At 67.5% G+C, this 19,790-nt stretch carries 22 protein-coding genes; 17 read left to right on the top strand and 5 right to left on the bottom strand.

Features of this window, described 5'->3' with window-relative positions; translation table 11 throughout:
• Positions 1 to 11: 11 nt before the first annotated feature.
• Entirely contained in the window at positions 12 to 707 is a 696-nt protein-coding gene (locus tag QTI04_RS29280) for a GntR family transcriptional regulator (RefSeq protein ID WP_286604757.1), read from the bottom strand.
• Positions 708 to 830: 123 nt separating this feature from the next.
• On the opposite strand from QTI04_RS29280, the gene QTI04_RS29285 reads away from it, so the two are divergent.
• From QTI04_RS29285 to QTI04_RS29295, 3 genes are read left to right on the top strand one after another with little or no spacing between them, the layout of a single operon-like run.
• Positions 831 to 2,072, top strand: a complete 1,242-nt coding sequence (locus tag QTI04_RS29285; protein ID WP_286618732.1) for an alanine--glyoxylate aminotransferase family protein — start codon at positions 831 to 833, stop codon at positions 2,070 to 2,072.
• A gap of 35 nt (positions 2,073 to 2,107) precedes the next feature.
• A complete protein-coding gene (locus QTI04_RS29290) occupies positions 2,108 to 3,088 on the top strand; it encodes a tripartite tricarboxylate transporter substrate binding protein (protein WP_286618733.1) in 981 nt (326 codons plus the stop codon).
• Entirely contained in the window at positions 3,085 to 3,840 is a 756-nt protein-coding gene (locus QTI04_RS29295) for a fumarylacetoacetate hydrolase family protein (RefSeq protein ID WP_286618735.1), read from the top strand. Before QTI04_RS29290 ends, QTI04_RS29295 begins: the two co-directional genes overlap by 4 nt.
• A 9-nt stretch (positions 3,841 to 3,849) precedes the next feature.
• On the opposite strand, the gene QTI04_RS29300 is transcribed toward QTI04_RS29295, so the two are convergent.
• On the bottom strand, positions 3,850 to 4,641 hold the full coding sequence (locus tag QTI04_RS29300) for a fumarylacetoacetate hydrolase family protein (RefSeq protein ID WP_286618737.1): 792 nt from the start codon (positions 4,639 to 4,641) through the stop codon (positions 3,850 to 3,852).
• A 118-nt stretch (positions 4,642 to 4,759) separates the two neighbouring features.
• On the opposite strand from QTI04_RS29300, the gene QTI04_RS29305 reads away from it, so the two are divergent.
• Entirely contained in the window at positions 4,760 to 5,692 is a 933-nt protein-coding gene (locus QTI04_RS29305; protein WP_286618739.1) for a helix-turn-helix domain-containing protein, read from the top strand.
• On the opposite strand, the gene QTI04_RS29310 is transcribed toward QTI04_RS29305, so the two are convergent.
• Positions 5,631 to 7,256: an alkaline phosphatase gene (locus QTI04_RS29310; protein ID WP_286618740.1), complete on the bottom strand. Its 1,626-nt coding sequence runs from the start codon at positions 7,254 to 7,256 to the stop codon at positions 5,631 to 5,633. The genes QTI04_RS29305 and QTI04_RS29310 overlap by 62 nt on opposite strands.
• Before the next feature lie 83 nt (positions 7,257 to 7,339).
• Here QTI04_RS29310 and QTI04_RS29315 point away from each other — a divergent pair, with 83 nt between their 5' ends.
• From QTI04_RS29315 to QTI04_RS29340, 6 genes are all read left to right on the top strand, one after another.
• Complete coding sequence (locus tag QTI04_RS29315; protein ID WP_286618777.1) at positions 7,340 to 8,569, top strand: nucleoside recognition domain-containing protein; 1,230 nt, start codon at positions 7,340 to 7,342, stop codon at positions 8,567 to 8,569.
• Positions 8,570 to 8,632: 63 nt separating this feature from the next.
• Positions 8,633 to 9,142, top strand: a complete 510-nt coding sequence (locus QTI04_RS29320; RefSeq protein WP_286604739.1) for a flavin reductase family protein — start codon at positions 8,633 to 8,635, stop codon at positions 9,140 to 9,142.
• Positions 9,142 to 9,690 carry a BON domain-containing protein gene (locus QTI04_RS29325; RefSeq protein ID WP_286618741.1) on the top strand — a complete coding sequence of 183 codons (549 nt, stop codon included), beginning with the start codon at positions 9,142 to 9,144 and terminating at the stop codon, positions 9,688 to 9,690. Before QTI04_RS29320 ends, QTI04_RS29325 begins: the two co-directional genes overlap by 1 nt.
• Positions 9,687 to 10,589: a DMT family transporter gene (locus tag QTI04_RS29330; RefSeq protein ID WP_286618743.1), complete on the top strand. Its 903-nt coding sequence runs from the start codon at positions 9,687 to 9,689 to the stop codon at positions 10,587 to 10,589. The genes QTI04_RS29325 and QTI04_RS29330 overlap by 4 nt, the downstream gene beginning before the upstream one ends.
• On the top strand, positions 10,586 to 11,500 hold the full coding sequence (locus QTI04_RS29335) for a glutaminase (protein WP_286618744.1): 915 nt from the start codon (positions 10,586 to 10,588) through the stop codon (positions 11,498 to 11,500). The genes QTI04_RS29330 and QTI04_RS29335 overlap by 4 nt, the downstream gene beginning before the upstream one ends.
• A gap of 22 nt (positions 11,501 to 11,522) precedes the next feature.
• A complete protein-coding gene (locus QTI04_RS29340; RefSeq protein WP_286618746.1) occupies positions 11,523 to 11,999 on the top strand; it encodes a hypothetical protein in 477 nt (158 codons plus the stop codon).
• Here the strand turns inward: QTI04_RS29340 and QTI04_RS29345 are convergent, their stop codons facing one another.
• Complete coding sequence (locus tag QTI04_RS29345) at positions 12,000 to 13,031, bottom strand: LacI family DNA-binding transcriptional regulator (RefSeq protein WP_286604733.1); 1,032 nt, start codon at positions 13,029 to 13,031, stop codon at positions 12,000 to 12,002.
• 135 nt (positions 13,032 to 13,166) lie between these two features.
• Here QTI04_RS29345 and QTI04_RS29350 point away from each other — a divergent pair, with 135 nt between their 5' ends.
• From QTI04_RS29350 to QTI04_RS29380, 7 genes are all read left to right on the top strand, one after another.
• Positions 13,167 to 14,036: a dioxygenase gene (locus QTI04_RS29350; RefSeq protein ID WP_286618778.1), complete on the top strand. Its 870-nt coding sequence runs from the start codon at positions 13,167 to 13,169 to the stop codon at positions 14,034 to 14,036.
• 133 nt (positions 14,037 to 14,169) lie between these two features.
• Entirely contained in the window at positions 14,170 to 14,934 is a 765-nt protein-coding gene (locus QTI04_RS29355; protein WP_286618747.1) for an SDR family NAD(P)-dependent oxidoreductase, read from the top strand.
• Positions 14,931 to 15,818 carry a 3-keto-5-aminohexanoate cleavage protein gene (locus tag QTI04_RS29360; RefSeq protein WP_286618749.1) on the top strand — a complete coding sequence of 296 codons (888 nt, stop codon included), beginning with the start codon at positions 14,931 to 14,933 and terminating at the stop codon, positions 15,816 to 15,818. The genes QTI04_RS29355 and QTI04_RS29360 overlap by 4 nt, the downstream gene beginning before the upstream one ends.
• Positions 15,815 to 16,810, top strand: a complete 996-nt coding sequence (locus QTI04_RS29365; protein WP_286618750.1) for a zinc-binding alcohol dehydrogenase family protein — start codon at positions 15,815 to 15,817, stop codon at positions 16,808 to 16,810. Before QTI04_RS29360 ends, QTI04_RS29365 begins: the two co-directional genes overlap by 4 nt.
• A 13-nt stretch (positions 16,811 to 16,823) precedes the next feature.
• A complete protein-coding gene (locus tag QTI04_RS29370) occupies positions 16,824 to 17,183 on the top strand; it encodes a cupin domain-containing protein (RefSeq protein WP_286604726.1) in 360 nt (119 codons plus the stop codon).
• Positions 17,184 to 17,257: 74 nt separating this feature from the next.
• Positions 17,258 to 18,238: a tripartite tricarboxylate transporter substrate binding protein gene (locus QTI04_RS29375; protein WP_286604724.1), complete on the top strand. Its 981-nt coding sequence runs from the start codon at positions 17,258 to 17,260 to the stop codon at positions 18,236 to 18,238.
• A 172-nt stretch (positions 18,239 to 18,410) separates the two neighbouring features.
• Entirely contained in the window at positions 18,411 to 18,872 is a 462-nt protein-coding gene (locus tag QTI04_RS29380; protein WP_286618753.1) for a CopD family protein, read from the top strand.
• Between the two features lie 21 nt (positions 18,873 to 18,893).
• Here QTI04_RS29380 and QTI04_RS29385 read toward each other — a convergent pair whose 3' ends face one another.
• Entirely contained in the window at positions 18,894 to 19,784 is an 891-nt protein-coding gene (locus tag QTI04_RS29385) for a LysR family transcriptional regulator (RefSeq protein ID WP_286618754.1), read from the bottom strand.
• Positions 19,785 to 19,790 lie beyond the last annotated feature (6 nt).

Consider the following 19,790-nt stretch of genomic DNA (forward strand, 5'->3'; position numbering starts at 1 on the left):
GGGGTGAGGCTTCAGGTCTTGGCCGCGTTGGACCGTGGATAGATTTCGCCGGCGCGCAGCAGCTCCAGCACGGTGTCACGCTTGCGGTTCAGGTGCTCGATCAACACCTGGCGCATCGCGACGGGGTCGCGCGCGCTCAGGGCTTCGATCATTCGTTCGTGCTCGGCCACCGCACCCGCCCACTTCGCTTCGTTCTGGTTGGTGCGAAAGCGCAGCGACTGCACGCGCGCGTTGATGGACCGGTAGGTGCTCGTCAGCACCGGATTCTTGGCCGCGTCGTTGATCGCGACGTGGATGCGCGCGTTGATGCGGTAATAGCCGGAGAGGTCGCGACGTGCAAAGCACGCCATCATTTCGTAGTGCAGCGCCCGCAGCTCGGCCAGCTCTTCGTCGGTGACGCGCTGCGCCGCCAGTTCGCCGGACATGGCTTCGAGCATCGAGAGCAGCTCGAAGGTGTTGACCACATCGGCCTCGGTCAGCTTGACGGCCACCGCGCCGCGGTTGGGGAGCAAGTCGACCAGTCCCTCCGCCGCCAGCAGCTTGATGGCCTCGCGCAGCGGCGTGCGCGAGACGCGCAACTGCTCGCACAGCTCGCGCTCGTTGAGCTTGGCGCCGGGCGCGATCTGGCCTTCGATGAGCATCGTGCGCAGCCGCGATGCCACCTGGTCATGCAGCGCGAGACGCGAGATTTCGATCACTTCGGCCATGGGTTCATTTCCTTGTTTGCATTTTGAATGCAAATTTTTTGTCCCTCAAGTGCTTGGCGTAGGGGATAACCATCATCCACATTTGTCTTTTGAATGCAAAACTGATGAGGAAAGGACGGCCCCATGCTTCAACTCGACTCCCATCCCACCGGCAGGCACTTCCTGCAGATCCCTGGCCCGAGCCCGGTGCCCGACCGCATCCTGCGCGCGATGAGCCTGCCCACCATCGACCACCGCGGGCCCGAATTCGGCGTGCTCGGGCGGCAGGTGCTGACGGGCATCCGGCAGATCTTCAAGACGCAGCATCCCGTCATCATCTATCCGGCCTCCGGCACCGGCGCCTGGGAGGCCGCGCTGTCGAACACGCTGAGCCCCGGCGATCACGTGCTGATGTACGAGACCGGCCACTTCGCCTCGCTGTGGCAGAAGATGGCGACGCGGCTGGGCATCTCGACCGAGTTCCTCGCCTTCAACGGCACCGACGAGCATCTGCCGCAGGCGGCGGGCTGGCGCCGCGGCGTGCAGGCCGACCTCATCGAAGCCCGCCTGCGCAAGGACACGGAAAAGAAGATCAAGGCCGTGTGCGTGGTGCACAACGAGACCTCGACCGGCGTGACCTCCGACATCGCCTCGGTGCGCCGCGCCATCGATGCGGCGGGCCACCCTGCCCTGCTGATGGTCGACAGCATCTCCGGCCTCGCGAGCGCCGATTTCCGCCACGACGAATGGGGCGTGGACGTCACCATCAGCGGATCGCAAAAAGGGCTGATGCTGCCGCCGGGCATCAGCTTCAACGCCATCTCGCCGCGTGCGCTCGAAGCCATGAAAAGTGCGAAGCTGCCGCGCTCGTTCTGGGCCTGGGACGAGATCGTCGAGATGAACAAGGACGGCTACTGGCCCTACACGCCCAACACCAACCTGCTCTACGGCCTCTCCGAGGCGCTGGACATGATCCTCGGCGAAGGGCTGGACAACGTCTTCGCGCGCCACCAGCGCTGGGCCGCCGGCGTGCGCTCGGCGGTGAACGCGTGGGGCCTGCCGATCCAGTGCGCCGACCCGGCCGTGTACTCGCCGGTGCTCACCGGCGTGATCACGCCCGAAGGCGTCGATGCTGACGCGGTGCGCCGGCTCATCCACCAGCGCTTCGACCTGTCGCTGGGCACCGGGCTGGGCAAGCTCAAGGGCCGCATGTTCCGCATGGGCCACCTCGGCGACAGCAATGACCTGACGCTGGTCGCGATGGTCGCCGGTGTCGAGATGGGTCTGAAGCTCTCCGGCGTGAAACTCGCCGGCAGCGGCGTGCAGGCCACGATGGATTACTTCGCCGGCCATGTCGCGCCGGCCGCCCTGCAGAAGGCGGCCTGAGCGCAGCGCGTTCAATCAAAAAAAACGGAGACACCATGCAAAGACGTTCCTTCATCCAGGCCGCAGGCGCGGCGGCGGCCGCCACCCTCGGCGTGCCCAGCGTGTTCGCGCAGGACTGGCCCTCCGGTCCCGTGCGCATCGTGGTCGGCTTTCCGCCGGGCGGCGGGACCGACGCACTGGCCCGCGTGGTCGCGCAGAAGCTGGCCGTGATGTGGAACCAGACCGTCATCGTCGAGAACAAGGGCGGCGTGGCGGGCGTGCTGGCGGCCGAGTACGTGGCGACGCAGCCGGCCGACGGCAGCACGCTGCTGATGGCACACATCAACAGCCATGCGCTGGCGCCCAGCCTGCAGCCCAAGTTGCGCTACAACGTGGAGCGCGACTTCGTGCCGATCGTGCTGGTCGGCGTCACGCCCAACCTGCTGATCGCCAGCCCCACGCAGAAGGCCGTGACAGTCAAGGACATCGTGGCCCTGTGCGCCGCGGAGCCCGGCAAGGTGAGCTTCGGCTCGGCCGGTGCCGGCTCCGCGCAGCATCTGGCGCTGGAGATGTTCAAGCTGCAGGCCAAGGTCGATGCGATGCACGTGCCCTACAAGGGCAGCGGGCCCTTGCTGGCCGACCTGATGGGCAGCCAGATCCAGTACAGCTTCGAGACGATGACCGCGGCGACCCCGCACGTGAAGAGCGGCAAGGTGATCGGTGTGGCTCAGACGCGGCTCAAGCGCGCCAAGGGCCACCCGAGCATTCCGACCATGCAGGAGCAGGGTTTCGACGGCTTCGAGGCCACCACCTGGTACGGGCTCGCCGGCCCCGGCAAGCTGCCGACGGGCATCGCCGACAAGATCAATCGCGACGTCAACACGGTGCTCGCCATGCCCGACGTGCAGGAGCGGCTCGACACCTACGGCGCCGAGGACGGCGGTGGCTCGCGCGACAAGTTCAGCAAGTTCATCTCGAGCGAGATCGACAAATGGGCGAGAGTCGTCAAGGACGGCAAGGTGAAGGTCGACGCATGACGGATCTGGCGACCTCCCTGGCATCGGCATGGCGCGAAGGTCGCGCGATGGCTGCGGCGGCGTGGCAGGACAGCGTGGGCGACGCCGCGCAGGCCTATGGCGTGCAGGACCGCGTGGCGGAAGCAATGGGCTGGTTCGGCACGGCCGTTCCCGGTCACTGGAAGTCCGGCGGGCCGTCGCGTGATGCGGTGCTGACACACGCGCCGCTGCCGCCGGCCGGTGTGCGCGCCAGCCCTGCGAACTACGGCGACATGCATTTCAATGCGCCGGGCATCGAGTCCGAGATCGCCTTGCGACTCGGCGATGCCGTGACGCCCGAACGCGCCGCGGCGCTCACGCCCGAGACTGCCGCAGTCTTGATCGATGCGATGGCCGTCTCGATCGAGATCGTCGATTCGCGCTGGGAAGACCCGGCGAAGGCGCCGGCCCTGTTGCGCCTCGCGGACCAGCAATCGCATGGCGCGCTGGTGTTGGGTGCCTGGGTGCCCTATGCCGCGCGCGACTGGGCAGCGCAAACCTGCGAGACACGCATCGGCGCCAACGCGACCGATCTGCGCAAGGGCGCGCATTCGTTGGGCGACCCCGCCTGGCTGCTGCCGATCTGGCTGCGACATGCGACGCGCAACGGCGCGACCGTGCCGGCCGGCACCGTGGTCACCACGGGCTCGTGGGTCGGCGTGCTGCCGGTGCGCAAGGGCGACTCGGTGGTCGTCGAGTTTCCGGGCATCGGGCGGGCCGAAGCCCGCCTCTGAGCTTCCGGATCAGACCACGCGAACCGACAGGTTCGGCAGCCCGTCGATGTGCATTTCGATCAGATCGCCGCGCACCACCGGTCCGACGTTCTCGGGCGTACCCGAATAGATGATGTCGCCCGGCATCAATTCGAAGGCCTGCGACAGCCGGCTGATCTGCTCGGCCACCGACCAGATCATGTGCTTGAGCGTCGCGCTCTGCTTGGTCTGGCCGTTGACCTTGAGCCAGATCGCGCCGTCGGTGAAATGACCCACCTTGGCCACCGGATGGATCGGCCCGACGGGCGCCGAGCTGTCGAAGCTCTTGCCGATTTCCCAGGGCTTCTTCTGGTCGCCCATCTCGCGCTGCAGGTCCCGGCGCGTCATGTCCAGGCCCAGCGAGTAGCCGTACACATGGGACAGCGCGTTGTCGATCGAGATGTTGGAGCCACCCTTGGACAGCGCGACCACCAGTTCGGCCTCGTAGTGGTAGTTCTTCGTCAGGCTCGGATAGCGATGGTCTGGCACCGTGCCGGGCAAGACGACCTGGATCGCGTCTGCCGGCTTCTGGAAGAAGAAGGGCGGCTCGCGGGTCGGATCGGAACCCATCTCGCGCGCGTGCGCGGCGTAGTTGCGGCCGATGCAATAGATGCGACGCACCGGGAAAGCCTGCTCGCTGCCGACGATCGGAATCGTCGACGAACGCACTTCGAAGGGCGTGCTCGGGGAGCGCGCGGCGCCGGCCGGCAATGCACAACCGACGAGGGCTCCGCTGGCCATGGCGGCGGATGTCGCCAGCAGGCCGCGACGTGAACTGGACATGTCTTGTCTCCTTGTTGGGATGCTCTGAAAAGATTCATTCTGGCCCCGCATGCCGCCGCGATGCCGCACACATCTACGCAGAACACGGACGCAACCCACACAACCTTAGGATCGACCGATGCCGACCCCGTCCCGCCATTCCAGCCTCCGCCTCTACGGCATGCAAGAGCGTGCGAACCACCTCGACTTCGACATCCGTTTCGAAGGCGCCCGCGACGTTCTCGCGCGACCGCACCGGCATGAGTACTTTCAGATTCAGGTGAGCGTCCAGGGCGGCTCGCAGCAAGTGATCGGTGGTGCGGTGCGACCCTTCGGCACAGGCCACTTGAGCTTCGTGCTGCCCTATCGGGTGCACGTGGTTCCGCACCCTCCCGGCTCCCGCTACGCCATCATCAATTTCGACCAGGGCTTTCTCTGGCCGGAACTCGACGTGGAAGCGCTGGACCCCGAAGAGGTCTCCATCGCCCGCCAGCCGGAACTGGCACCGTTTCTCTTTCAGGAGTACGTCGACTTTCACTTCGAGGATGCCGACTTCGCCCGCATCCTCGGCTGGCTGGACGAGTTGACCGCGCTGAACCGGACGCGCTCCTTCGGCACCCAGGGCGCGATTCGCGGCATCCTGCTGCAGTTGCTCGGAATGGCCTGCCAGCGGCAGCAAGCGCAGTTGCTGGACCACGCGGCGCGCCAAAGCGGCCGCAGTTCGCGGCACGACGCGCTGCAGCGCGTGATGCGCTACGTGCGCGAACACCTGCACGAGGAAATGTCGCTCAACGACGCGGCGGCCGCGGCCATGCTGTCGCCGAACTACCTCGCCCATCTGCTGAAAAAGCAAACCGACCGCACCTTCACCGAACTGGTGACCGAGCGTCGGCTGGAACACGCGAAGGAACTGCTGCTGACTTCCAGCGACCGCATCGGCGATGTCGCACACCGTTGCGGCTTTGGCGACGCCGTCTATTTCGGCCGCCGGTTCCGGCAGTGGACCGGCGTCACTCCCCGGCAGTTTCGCAACGAAGCCCAGGCCATGCGCGCGCAGGCGGCGCCAGGCTGAGCAGGTTCTTCAGGCTGGCTGAACGCCCGCACGGCCCGCCTCGACCACGAAGCGCGCCTGCGTGCCGAATGCCGAATGCCGAATCGGCCAGCACCGGATGCGCGGTCGCTCGGAACTCGCATTGCAAGTGTTGCGGCGTGATGTCGACGAACGCATGACCCCGCTGGTCGCCTCGCGCATGCAGCACGTCCGGGTTGTCGCGCCGCATCCGCGCCATGGCGGCCATGCTCGCGCCCTTGGATGTCACCGAGCCACCGACGAATTCCGTGGCGACGACGGGCGAGGCGCGGTCGTTCGGCACCACGCGGAGATCGGCGGCGGCATGCCGGTGCACATCGCCGCCGAGTGTCACCAGGTTGCGCACGCCGGCCTGGTGGGCGCCTTGCAGCAGACGGCGGCGAGCCTCGGGGTAGCCATCCCATCCATCGGTCCAGATCTTTCGGCCTTCCGGCGTGTCGATCCCGGTGGCGCTGACCTGCGAGGACTGGCCGAGCAGCTTCCACTGCCGCGTCGAAGAGACCAGGCCCTGTGCGAGCCAGCGTTCCTGTTCGGCGCCGAGCATCGTGCGGGAGGGCGCTGCAAGGTCCGCGCACCCGATGACCGAGCGGCCTGCGTCACGCTCGGGATCGGGGCAGGCGTGGTGGCTGCGGTACTGGCGGCAGTCGAGCGTCCAGAGCTCGGCCAATCGGCCCCAGGTGTAGCGGTCATGGATGCGCATCGCGCTGCCCTGCGGCGGAATCCGCAGAGGCATGTGCTCGAAGTAGGCCCGATAGGCCGCGGCGCGGCGGCGCAGGAAGCGCTCGGGATCGTCACGGGCCGGCTCGCGGTCGCCGGCATAGTCGTTCACGACCTCGTGATCGTCCCAGGTCAGGATCCACGGATGCGCGGCGTGCGCAGCCTGCAAGTCGGCGTCGCCCTTGTAGAGCGCGTGGCGGTCGCGGTAGGCGTCCAGCGTGTGCGGCGTGCGGGTGCCGTGCTTGCGCACCTCGTAGGCGGGGCTGCTGCCCTCATAGATGTAGTCGCCGACGAAAAGCACGAAGTCCAGTTCGCGGCCGGCGATTTCCCGATGCGACTTGAAGTAGCCCTGCTCGAAGTGCTGGCAGGAAGCGAGCGCGAACCGCAGGCGCCGCACATCGGCTTCGGCCGCCGGCGCAGTGCGCGTACGGCCGATCGCGCTGACGGCATTGCCGCATCTGAAGCGATACCAGTAGTCGCGCTGGGGCTGCAGGCCCTGCGCGTGGACGTGGACGCTGAGGGCTCGGGATGTATCGGTCACCACCTCGCCGCGGGCGACGGGTTGGCGCAAGGCGGCATCCGTATGGATCTCGTATTGCACGGCGCACGCGTTCTTCGCCAGTCGGGCCGCGTCTTCCTCGTTCTCGGGCGCGAGCCGGGTCCACAGGACGACGCTGTCCGGCCGCGGCTGGCCGCTGGCAACGCCCAGCGTGAAAGGGTTCGACGACCAGCGTGGTGCCGTTTGCACTTGCGCGCGCAGCGGCGCGGCCCAGTTCCCCAATGCCAGCCACAGCGCGGCCCGGTTCAATTCTCTGCGGCTGAATTTCATGGCCGCGAATGTAGCGCGCCGCCGCTCCCGCTCACGCTCACGCTCCCCCTATGATCGGCGCGCATTCGCAGCAAGGGATTCGCGTGCTCAACGGTCTGTGGCTTGGCTTCTTTTTGACGGCAGCGGTGGCTGCGCTCGCGCGTTGGCTCATCGGGGGTGATGCCACGGTATTCGCCGCCGTGGTCGAAAGCCTGTTTGCGATGGCGAAGCTCTCGGTCGAAGTGATGGTGCTGCTCTTCGGCACGCTCACGCTGTGGCTCGGCTTCCTGCGCATCGCCGAGGCTGCCGGCATCGTGGACCGGCTCGCGCGCCTGCTCGGCCCGCTGTTTCGCCGGCTGATGCCCGAGGTGCCGCCGGGACATCCGGCGCTCGGGCTCATCACGCTCAACTTCGCGGCCAATGCACTGGGCCTGGACAACGCCGCGACGCCGATCGGGCTGAAGGCCATGCGCGAGTTGCAGACGCTCAACCCGAGCGCGACGACGGCGAGCAATGCGCAGATCCTGTTCCTGGTGCTCAACGCGTCGTCGCTGACGCTGCTGCCGGTCACGATCTTCATGTACCGCGCGCAGTTGGGCGCGGCCGATCCGACGATGGTGTTCCTGCCGATCCTCCTCGCGACCAGCGCATCGACGCTGGTGGGTCTGCTGTCGGTGGCTGTCATGCAACGGCTGAAGCTGTGGGACCCGGTGGTGCTGGCCTACCTGCTGCCCGGCGCACTGCTGCTCGGCGGCTTCATGGCACTGCTTGCGACGCTGTCAGCCGCCGCCCTTGCATCGCTCTCGTCGCTGCTCGGCAATCTCACGCTCTTCGGCCTTATCGTCGCCTTCCTGCTGGTGGGCGCGATCCGCAGAGTCAAGGTTTACGAATGCTTCGTCGAAGGTGCGAAGGAAGGCTTCGACGTCGCCAAGAACCTGCTGCCCTACCTGGTTGCGATGCTGTGCGCGGTGGGCGTGCTGCGCGCTTCGGGTGCACTCGATCTCGCGCTGGAAGGCATCCGGTGGCTGGTAGGGTGGACCGGCTGGGACACACGCTTTGTCGATGCGTTGCCGACGGCGCTGGTCAAGCCCTTTTCCGGCAGTGCGGCACGCGCGATGCTGATCGAGACCATGAAGACCCATGGCGTGGACAGCTTCCCGGCGCTGGTCGCGGCCGTCATCCAGGGCAGCACCGAGACGACGTTCTACGTGCTGGCCGTGTACTTCGGCGCGGTCGGCATCCAGCGCGCACGGCATGCGGTGGGCTGCGCGCTCTTGGCAGAACTGGCCGGCGTGTTGGCCGCGATCGGCGTCGGCTACTGGTTCTTCGGATGAGGGCGACAGCAGGCCTCGGGCCGATCGGCCAGAATAGCCCCTCACTCTCCCTCTCGCTTCCCCGTGACCGCTCCCGCCCAGGCGCAACCGCCTTCCTTCTCGACTGACGAGTTTCGCGCAGCCCTCGGCATGTTCGCGACCGGGGTGACGATCGTCACCGCGCGGTCCGCCACCGGCGCACTGGTCGGGCTCACGGCCAACTCCTTCAACTCCGTGTCGCTCGATCCGCCGCTGGTGCTGTGGAGCCTCGCCCGCAGCGCCGCGTCGATGGCCGCGCTGAGCACGGGCTCGCACTACGCGGTCAACATCCTCGCCGCGAATCAGAAAAACCTCGCAGAGCGCTTCGCGACCAAGGACGTCGATCGCTGGGCCGATGTCGCTTTCATCGAAGGCGTCGGCGGCGCGCCGGTGCTGGTGGGCGCGGCCGCGAGCTTCGAGTGCTTCAACCGCAGCCGCTACGACGAAGGCGACCACGTGATCTTCGTCGGCGAAGTGGAACGCTGCTCGCACAGCGCCGGCGCTTCGCCGCTCCTGTTTCATGGCGGACGCTTCTATACCGAGCATCCGCTCTGATGGCCGGGCCGAGTTCTCACCGGACGCACTCCTGCACGTCATCGCTCGCGGTGCTGCTGTTCGCAGGCGTGGCGGTCGCGCCGGCCGCGCAAAGCGGCGAGGCGGATGCGCGAACCAACTTCTTCGACGACCCCTTCTTCCAGGTCTCGTCGGGCCTCAAGAATTGCCCCACGCCTTTGGGGCCGTTCTACTCGCCCGCGGAAGTGCGCTCGCAGATGCACGGCCGCCTCGAACGTGGCACCAGCTGCTGGCTGGCGGGCCGCTGCAAGGACAGCAATGCCTACCGCTACGACAAGGCCATCGCGCCCCAGGTGCGCGGGGCGCTGGACGGCGTGTCCGGCATTCAACGCAGCAGCGTGTGGGTGACGGTGCAGCGGCGCTGGGTCTACCTGCAGGGCTGCGTGCCGACGCGTGACTTGTCACGGCGGCTCGAACGCGCGGCGAAGGCCGTGCCCGACGTCGAGATGGTGCTGTCGGACCTCATGACTGGCACGCGCGGCAAGCCGCCCTACCCGCTCACGACAAATCAAGAAAAAGACAAAGAATGATCGACCGCAAGGACCATCTCGACAGCCGCGCCACCACCATCCTCGTCGCCTGCTGCGCGTTCTGGGGGCTGCAGCAGATCCTCATCAAGACAACCGTCACCGAAGTGCCGCCGCTCTGGCAGGCTTCGATCCGGATGACGGGCGCCGTCGTCCTGCTGTGGCTGTGGTGCAGGTCGCGTGGCGTGCCGCTGTTCAAGCGCGACGGCACGCTGCCGGGCGGGCTGCTGGCCGGCGCGCTGTTTGCGGGCGAATTCGTCTGCATCTACATCGGGCTGCAGCACACCTCGGCCTCGCGGCTCACGGTGTTTCTCTATACCTCGCCCTTCGTGGTCGCCGTGCTGCTGCCGCGCGTCGTGCCGTCGGAGCGGCTGCGCGGCATGCAGTGGGTCGGGCTCGCGCTGGCCTTCGCGGGCGTGGTGCTGGCCTTCAGCGAAAGCTTCGGGCACAGCACGTCGAGCCAGTTGCACGGTGACGCGCTCGCGCTCGCGGCCGGCGTGCTGTGGGGGCTCACGACCATTGCGATCCGCACCACGAAGCTCGCCACGGCCAGTGCCGAGAAGACACTCTTCTATCAAATCGCGGTCACCGCGGCGGTGTCGCCAGTGCTGTCGCTGCTGCTGGGCGAGCGCTGGAGCTTCTCGTATTCGACCTACGCGTGGTTCTCGATCGCGCTGCAGACCGCCATCGGCGCCTTCGCGAGCTACCTGGCCTGGATGTGGCTGCTGCGGCATTACCCGGCCACGCGCATTTCGTCCTTCACCTTTCTGACGCCGCTGTTTGCGCTGGTGTTCGGCGTGGTGCTACTGTCGGAATCGCTCACCTTGCAACTCGTGCTGGCACTCGCCGGTGTGGCCCTCGGGATCGTGATGGTGAACCGGCGACCCGCCCTCAAGCCATGAACTTCCAGCCCGTCCTCGACCAGATCAACGCCGAGATGCGCCCGCTACTGGGCGCCGGCGGCGCGGTGGCCAGCTACATCCCCGCGTTGGCGCGCGTGCCGGCGAACCAGTTCGGCATCGCGCTGCGAACCCGCGACGGCGTCGAGGCTTCAGCGGGCGACGCGGTCGCCCCTTTCTCGATCCAGAGCATCTCCAAGCTCTTCACGCTCACGCTCGCCATGCGCTGCATGGGTGACGCGCTGTGGGAGCGCATCGGCCGCGAGCCCTCGGGCAATCCGTTCAACTCGCTGGTGCAACTCGAGAACGAACACGGCAAGCCGCGCAACCCCTTCATCAATGCGGGCGCGATCGCGGTGGCCGATCGGCTCGTCAGCCGGGGACATTCCAAGCCCGACGTCCTGGCGCTGATGTCGAGCCTGTGCGGCGAGCCGATCGGCTTCGACGAAGAGGTCGCCGCGTCCGAAGCGGCCACGGGCTATCGCAACATCGCGCTGGCGAACTTCATGAAGAGCTTCGGCAAGATCGACAACGCGGTGAGCGAAGTGCTGGACATGTACTTCCACCAGTGCGCGATCCGCATGAACTGCGTGCAACTGGCCCGTGCGGCTTGCTTCCTGTGCCGCGACGGCGCGCATCCCTTCGATGGCGAGCCCGAGGTCACGACCGAGCGCCACACGCACCGCATCAACGCACTCATGCTGACCTGCGGCACCTACGATGCCGCCGGCGACGTGGCTTTCTCGATCGGCCTGCCCTGCAAGAGCGGCGTGGGCGGCGGCATCGTTGCCGTGGTGCCGGACCAGCTCACGCTCTGCGTCTGGTCGCCCGCGCTCGACGCGACGGGCAATTCCCTGCTCGGCATGAAGGCGCTCGAACTCTTCGTCGCGCGCACCGGCCTTTCCATTTTTTGATCCGCGCGAGCTGCGCACCCCCATGACAGAAGAAACTGCAACTCCCATTCAGGAAGCCACGCTCTGGAGCGACGAGCTCTGGACCGCAAGAGTCATCAAGAACGAGGACGACGACGGCTGGGCGGTCGCCATGACGCGCCACGGCGACCCCGAGCCCGCGCTGGTCGGGCCGTGGACCATGGGCCGCGACAAGAAGAACCCCAAGCCGCTCGACGCGCCGGCCTTCCACACGCTGGTGAAGACCGCCTCCGAAGTGCTGCGCCGCCACGAGCAACAACTGCATGCGCAGCTCAACAAGCATCTGAGCCTCGGCGCGGGATCGGAGCGCATCCGCGTGTCGCTGCAGATCGTGCCGGACGAGGACAACCCGCATGCCGTGCTGCGGGCGCACGACGAATCCGGCGAATCGCTCGGCGAAGCGCGAGTGAGGCCGGACTTCAAGCTCAACACCGCGAGCGCGGAGGCCTGGATCGGAGGCGGCTTCCAGAACCCGCGCTGATCAGGCGGTGGTCGCCAATTCGCGCGTCGATTCGCGCACCACGAGTTCCGGCCGCAACACCACCGTCGACGCCGACAGCGCCTTGCCTTCGATTTCATCGAAGAGCATTTCCGCCGCGCGCCAGCCCAGCTCGCGGTGCGGCAGGCGGATGGTAGTGAGCGGCGGATTCACCATATCGACCAGCGGCATGTCGTTGTGGCCGGTGATCGAGATGTCCTGCGGCACGCGGATGCCTTGCTCGCGCAGCACGTCGTACGCGCCCAGCGCCACGAGGTCGTTGCAACACACGACGGCCTCGGGTCGCGCATGGGCGACGAGCAACTGCCGCATGGCGGTCCGGCCGGCTTCGCGGCTGTAGCTCTCGCATTCGACGACGCAGGCCAGCTCGAGCCCTCGGTCGCGCAGCGCCTGCTCCACGCCCTGCCGGCGGCCGACGCCGGTCGGAATGTTCTGCGGGCCCGCCAGGTGGCCGATGCGCCGATGCCCTGCCGACACCAGATGGTCGACTGCCAGCTTCATCGCCAGGCGGTCGTCGCTCACCACCGCTGGCAGGCGACCGGTCTCGTCGGCGCGGTTCACGAGCACGGCGTGCATGCCCGCCTTGGCGATGTAGTCGACCAGCGGATCGTCGCGCGTGGCAGTCGCCATCACCAGCCCGTCGACCCGCTGCGCCAGCATGCGCTCGACGATCGGCCGTGCCAGCGCGTGGTCCACGACGTTGGTCACGAAGACGAAGTAGCCGCGCGCCGCGGCGCTGGCCTCGATGCCCTGCAGGATGGGCGGAAACACCGGATTGGTGATGTCCGGCACCAGCACGCCGATGGTGTGTGTGCGGCCCGTGCGCAACGCCGATGCCGCACGGTTGGGCCGGTAGCCAAGCTTCAGCGCCGCCTCCTCGACCACGCGAAGCACCTCGGCGCTGATGAGCCCGCGCTTTTCCGGATTGAGCGCGCGAGATACCGTGGACACATGCACGCCCGCGACCTGCGCGACGTCGCGGATGGTGACGGTGGAGGATGCGGAAGGGTTCATGAGTGCAATCGATTGAACTTGACGGAACTGGCCATTTGACCCGGTTTTCATAAGGGTCAAGGGCATACCCTGATTTTACGTTCCGGCCAAACCGGAGTTTAATTTGCAAACGTTTGCATAAACCTCTTGCCCACCATGAACATCGTCACCACCCCCGACTCCGTGCTGCAAATGGCCCTCCATGCCATGGAGCGCACCCCCGACCCGCGCCTGCGCACTGTGATGGCCGCGCTGACCCGCCACCTCCATGCCTTCGTGCAGGAAGTGAAACTGACCGAGGACGAGTTCGAGCACGCCCTCGGCTTCCTGGTCGCCATCGGCCAGGCCAGCGGCGACACCAAGAACGAGGTCGTGCTGGCGGCCGACCTGCTCGGCGTGTCGACGCTGGTCGCGCTGCTCAACAACCAGGACCCGCAAGGCGAATCGCCGGCCGCGCTGCTGGGGCCGTTCTGGCGTGCGCATGCGCCCGTGTGCGATGCAGGCGAGAACATCGCGCGCTCCGAGACGCCGGGCGGCGTTCCGCTGGAGGTCTCTGGCGCTGTTCGCACCGCCGACGGGCAGCCGGTGGCCGGCGCCACCGTCGATGTCTGGCAGGCCTCACCTGTGGGCCTCTATGAGAACCAAGACGCGGCGCAGGAGGACATGAACCTTCGCGGCCGCTTCCAGACCGATGCCGAGGGGCGCTTCCACTTCCGCAGCGTGCGACCAGCCGGCTATCCGGTGCCGACCGATGGGCCTTGCGGTGACCTGCTGCGCGCACAGTTGCGACATCCGAATCGCCCCGCGCATCTGCACTTCATGGTCAGCAAGCCGGGGCACAAGGTTCTGATCACGCAGGTGTTCGCGGACGACGACGAGAACCTCGAAAGCGATCCGGTGTTCGGCGTGACACGCAAGTTGATCGGCCGCTACGAACTGGCGCAAGGCGGTCAGCGCGCGACGCTGCAGCACGACTTCGTGCTCGAGCCCGGTGAAATGAAGTTCCCGCGTCCACCTATTCCTTGAACACCCCCAGGCTTGCCCACTTCGTGTGGCCGCCAACCCCCTTGCAGGGGGCGCTGCTGGCGCACCGGCGAAGCCGGTTCCGCTGCAGCCCCCCCCGAATGCCCACTCCAACGACTTTCAATTTGGGAATCTCATGAGCTTTGACCCCGCATCCCGACTCGACGGCAAGGTGGCCGTCATCACCGGCGGCCTCGGCGCGATCGGCTACGCGAGCGCTCGCCGCCTCGCAGCGCTGGGCGCGACCTGCGTGCTGCTGCACCGCAAGGGCGAAGACGCCGACGCCCGCGCCGCTGCACTGCCCGGCGCCGGCGGACAGCGCCATTCGGCGATCCGCGCCGACATCGTCGACACGCCCAGCCTGCAGCGTGCCGCATCCGAAGTGCAATCCACCTACGGCCGCTGCGACATCCTCGTGAACAGCGCCGGCCACACGCGGCCGGTGCCCGCGGCCGATCTCGACGCGCTGACGGACGAACTCATCGACGAGCTGCTGCGCGCCAACTTCCGCGGCGTGTTCGCCACCATCCGTGCCTTCGCGCCGCTGCTGAAGGCCAGCGGTGACGGGCTGGTGGTCAACATCTCCTCGATCGCCGGGTTCACCGGCGTGGGCAGCAATCTCGCGTACGTCGCGGCCAAGGCCGGGCTGGACGTGGTGGGCGACGCGCTCGCCAAGGCACTGGCGCCGGCCGTGCGCGTGGTATCGGTATCGCCGGGTGCGGTCGAATCCGATTTCGTGCCGGGACGTGGCGAAGACTTCAAGGCCAAGATGGCGAACACCACGCCGCTCGGCCGCATCGGGCTGCCCGAAGACGTGGCCTCCACGGTCGAAGCGCTCGCGACCACGCTGCGCTTCGTCACGGGCACGCGCATCGTGGTCGATGGGGGGAGGCATCTGTGAACACGAAGACCCTCATCACCTGCGCCGTCACGGGCAACCTCGTGAAGCCGGAGCAGACGCCGCATCTGCCGATCACCCCCGCACAGATCGCGGATGAATGCCTCGCCGCTGCGGAAGCCGGCGCAGGCCAGGTCCACATCCATGTGCGCGACCCCGAGACGGGCCGCCCCTCGATGCAGGTCGAGCTGTACCGCGACGTGGTCGACCGCATCCGCCGCGCGAACCGCGAACTCATCATCAATCTCACGACCGGGCCGGGTGGCCGCTTCATCCCCAGCGAGGACGACCCCAAGGTGGCCGCGCCGGGCAGCACCTTGCTGCCGCCGGAGAAGCGCGTCGAGCACATTGCGCTGATCAAGCCAGACGTCTGCTCGCTCGATCTCAACACGATGAACTCCGGGCCCGACGTCGTCATCAACACGCCGAAGAACGTGCGCCGAATGGCCAAGGTGATCCGCGATGCCGGCGTGAAGCCCGAGCTGGAGATCTTCGATTCGGGCGACATCCACATGGCCCTCGACCTGATTGCCGACGGCACGCTCGAAGGGCCCGCCATGTGGACGCTGGTGCTCGGCGTGAAGTACGGCTTCATGCCCACGCCGCAGACCGTGCTGTACGCCCGCGACATGCTGCCGCGCGGCGCCTTCTGGAGCGCCTTCGGCATCGGCCGCATGGAGTTCCCGATCGTGGCGCAGGCGTGGGTGCTCGGCGGGCACGTGCGCGTCGGCATGGAAGACAACATCTACCTCGAGAAAGGCGTGCTCGCGCAGAGCAATGCGCAGCTCGTGGCGAAGGCGCGCGACATCATCCAAAGCCTGGGCGGCGAAGTCGCGAATGCACGCGAAGCGCGTTCCATGCTGGGACTGCGGGAGGTTGCCCGATGAGCGCGGTCATCAACGACAGCGCCCGTGCATTGCGCGTGAGCCAGAAGGCCGCGAACCTGGACGCCCTTCGCCTTGAAGCCGCACCGCAACCCCAACCCGTCGCCAAGTCAGGCTTCGCCGTGGTCAAGGTCGGCGCGGCTGCCGTCAACCCCAGCGATGTGAAAGCCGCGCTGGGCCTGATGCCGCAAGCCGTGTGGCCGCGCACGCCGGGCCGCGACTTCGCCGGTGTCGTGGTGGACGGCCCGAGCGATTGGATTGGCCGCGAGGTCTACGGTTCGGGCGGCGACGTCGGCATCACGCGCGACGGCTCGCATGCGCGCTTTCTGGTGCTCCCGGTGGCTGCCTTGCGCGACCGGCCGCGCAGCATTTCGATGGATGAGGCCGGCGCCGTCGGCGTGCCCTTCGTCACCGCCTACGAGGGCTTTCGCCGCAGCGGCATGCCACAGTCGGGCCAGACCGTGCTGGTGCTCGGGGCCAACGGCAAGGTCGGCCAGGCCGCGGTGCAGCTCGCCGCGCAAGGCGGCGCACGCGTCATCGCAGTGCAGCGGCGTGCCGGGCCTTTCGAGGGCTTCGCGAGTTCGCCGATCGACGTGATCGATGCCACCCAGGACGACATTGCGGCGCGCGTGCGCGAGCTGACGAACGGGCGCGGCGTGGACATCGCCTACAACACCGTCGGCAGCGCCTACTTCGAAGCCGCAAACAAGTCGATGGCCAAGGGCGCGACGCAAATCCTGATCTCCACGCAGGACCGCGCGGTGCCTTTCGACATCTTTGCGTTCTACCGTGGGATGCACACCTACGTCGGCATCGACTCGCTCGCGATGGACTGCATCGCCTCGACCGCACAGCTCGATGCGATGCGCGAGGGCTTCGAGCGCGGCACGCTGAAGCCCTTTCCCGTAGCGCGTGCTTTCGCGCTCGGCGAGGCGCTCGATGCCTACCGCCTGGTGCTGTCGGGAAGCACCGACCGCGTCGTGCTGCGCCCCTGAGGAGAAGCCCATCATGAACGTCACCCGTTTCGACTCGGCGCCAACCTACGAGGCGCCCAACCACTTCGACATGCGCTGCCTGCGACTGCAGGGCAAGGATGCCGGCCCCTCGACGCAGATGTGGATGGGCATGAGCCAGATCCTGCCCGGCGGTCACACCACCCTCGACGGCTCGCCGATCGAAAAGCTCTACCTCGTGCTCGAAGGCCGGCTGACCGTCGTCTCCGAACTCGACGGCCGGCAGGACGAGCAGGACCTCGGCCCCTACGACAGCTGCCGCTTCGCGCCCGGCGAGAAGCGGCAGCTCGTCAATCGCACCAACCGCCCCGTGCTGGTGGCGCTGGTGATGGCGAACGCACCGCCGCCGGCCTGAGCGAGCCGGAAGCGCACCCCGCTCACGTCGTATTTCATACCCCAACGATTCAACGATTCCAACGGAGACACACCATGACGACATTCTTCCCCGGCCGGCGCCAGCTTCTCACCGCCGCCCTCGCCTTGTGCGCCCTCGCCAGCGCGCACGCCCAGGGCGATTGGCCGCGCGGCCAGACGATCCGCATCGTGGTGCCGTTCACGGCCGGCAGCGGCACGGACATCGTGGCGCGCCTGATGGCGGAAAAGCTCGGGCCTGCGATGGGCACCAGCGTGATCATCGACAACAAGCCCGGCGCGGGTGGCACGCTGGGCGCGGCGCAGGTCGCCAAGGCGCCGGCCGACGGCTACACGCTGCTCATTCATTCCGCCGGGCATCTGGTGAACCCGTCGATCTATCCGAACCTCTCGTACGACACGCTGAAGGACTTCGCCGGCGTCACGCCCCTGGCGAGCCTGCCCAACGTGCTCGTCACCTCGCCAAACCGCTTCGTCGACGAAAAGGATCTGGTCGCGCAGGTCAAGGCCAAGCCGGGCAGCTTCAACTACGGCTCGGCGGGCAACGGCTCCGCCACGCACATGAACGCCGAAGTGTTCCGCCTCGCTGCCGGCCTGCAGGCCCAGCACGTGCCTTTCCGCGGCACGCCGGAAGCAATGACCGAGGTGATGGGCGGCCGCATCGACTGGTTCTTCGCACCCATGGTGTCCGCGCTGCCACTGATCAAGGACGGACGCCTCAAGGCCCTGGCCGTCGGTACCGACAAGCGCTCGGCCGTGATGCCGCAGATCCCGACCACCGTCGAGGCCGGCGTGCCCGGCTCCGAATACCTCTTCTGGGTCGGCCTCTTCGCGCCGGCCAAGACGCCGAAGCCCGTCGTCGATCGCCTGCAGGCCGAGGTCGCGAAGATCATGGTCGCGCCGGATCTCAAGGACCGACTCGACAAGCTCGGCGCGGAGCCCTTCACGATGCCGTCGGCGCAGTTCGACAAGTTCCTCGTGGACGAGACGGCCAAGGCGCAGCAGGTGGTGAAGGCGGCGGGGATCAAGGTGGACTGACGAGTTCGCCCCCAGGCTTCGCGCACTTCGTGTCGCTTCGCCAACCCCCGGCCGGGGGCAATACCGGCGGCCCGGCGAAGCCGGTTCCGCGGTATTTCTGGACTTGGCCGTGCCGGTTTCATTCCTATGCGCGCGACCGGACGCACAGCGGCGATCTGGACTACGCTTCGCCATGTCCCTCTCCGCCATCCTCCTCTTCCTGCATCTGCTCGCCGCCGCCTTCTGGGTCGGCGGCATGGCCTTGATGCACTTCGCCGTTCGACCGGCTGCCGTGGCGACGCTGGAGCCGCCGATGCGGCTGCCCTTCCTGGCGGCGACGCTCTCACGCTTCTTCGCCGGCGTCTCGACGGCCATCGTCGTTCTGCTCGCAAGCGGATTGCTGATGGTGTGGATGTCGGGAGGTTTCGGGCGCGTTCACTGGAGCGTGCACGCGATGCTCACGATCGGGCTGGTGATGATGGCGCTGTTCCTTCACATTCGATTCGCGCCCTACCCGCGGCTGCAGCGCGCCGTCGCGGCGCGCGAATGGCCGGTGGCTGCCGCCAACCTCAATGTGCTTCGCAAGCTGGTCGCGGTGAATCTGGCGCTGGGCGTGCTGGTGTTCGCGCTGGCCGTCGTCGGACGCGCCCTCTGATCTGCAACACCGGCGCACGCGCTACCGCTGGCCGAACCGCTCCAGGATCTGGAGCACGCTTTCGGTGGCGCCGTCGAGCGACGGACGCGGCCGGTGCGCGATGCCCAGATGCCGCGTGAGCTTCGGGCTCAGCGGCAACACTTGCAGCCGCTCGTTGAAATCTGCGCCCACCGGCTGATGCACTGGCAGCACCGCCGCTCCGTACCCGGCCGCCACCAGTGCGAGCATCGCCGCGTCGAAGTTGAGTTCGATGCGCGGGCGCGGCGCCTCGCCAACCGCAGCGAACCATTCCATCGTGAGCCGGTACATGTGCGTGGTCGCGTCATTGATGATCAAGGGCTTTTCGGCCAACCATCGCGGCGTCACGCGCTTCGGCGCCACCCACTTCTTCGGCAGGAAGGCCATCATTGGCTGGCTGCGCCAGCGCGTGACCACCAAGGCCCGTGTCGGCGGCTGCGGAACCGCCACCAGGCCGATGTCCAGTGTGCCCATCGCGAGTCGCGACATGGCCTCGGTCGAGCCAAGGATGTTGACCTCGACGTCGATGCCGGCATGGTCACGCTCCAGTGCCTCGAGCACCTGCGGCAGCAACTCGATCACCACGCCGGTTGAAGTGCCCAGACGCACGCGACCCACGCGCCCCTCGGCCTGGCGCCGCACGGCGTCCACCGCGTCGTCCGCATCGCGCAGCAGCCGCCGCGCGCGCTCCACCAGCGCAGCGCCCGCCGCCGTGGGGGTGACGCGGCGGCTGCCACGCACGACCAGCCTGGCGCCGAGCCGCGATTCGAGTTCGCTGATGTGCAGGCTGACTGTCGGCTGGGCCAGATGCAGCGCCTGCGCGGCCGCCGAGAAAGTGCCGAGGTCGGCGATGGACACCAGCGTGCGGAGTTGATCGAGGTTGAGCTGTCTCATCAGGAA

The sequence above is a fragment of the Variovorax sp. J22R115 genome (assembly GCF_030317005.1).
Taxonomy (GTDB): Bacteria; Pseudomonadota; Gammaproteobacteria; order Burkholderiales; family Burkholderiaceae_C; genus Variovorax.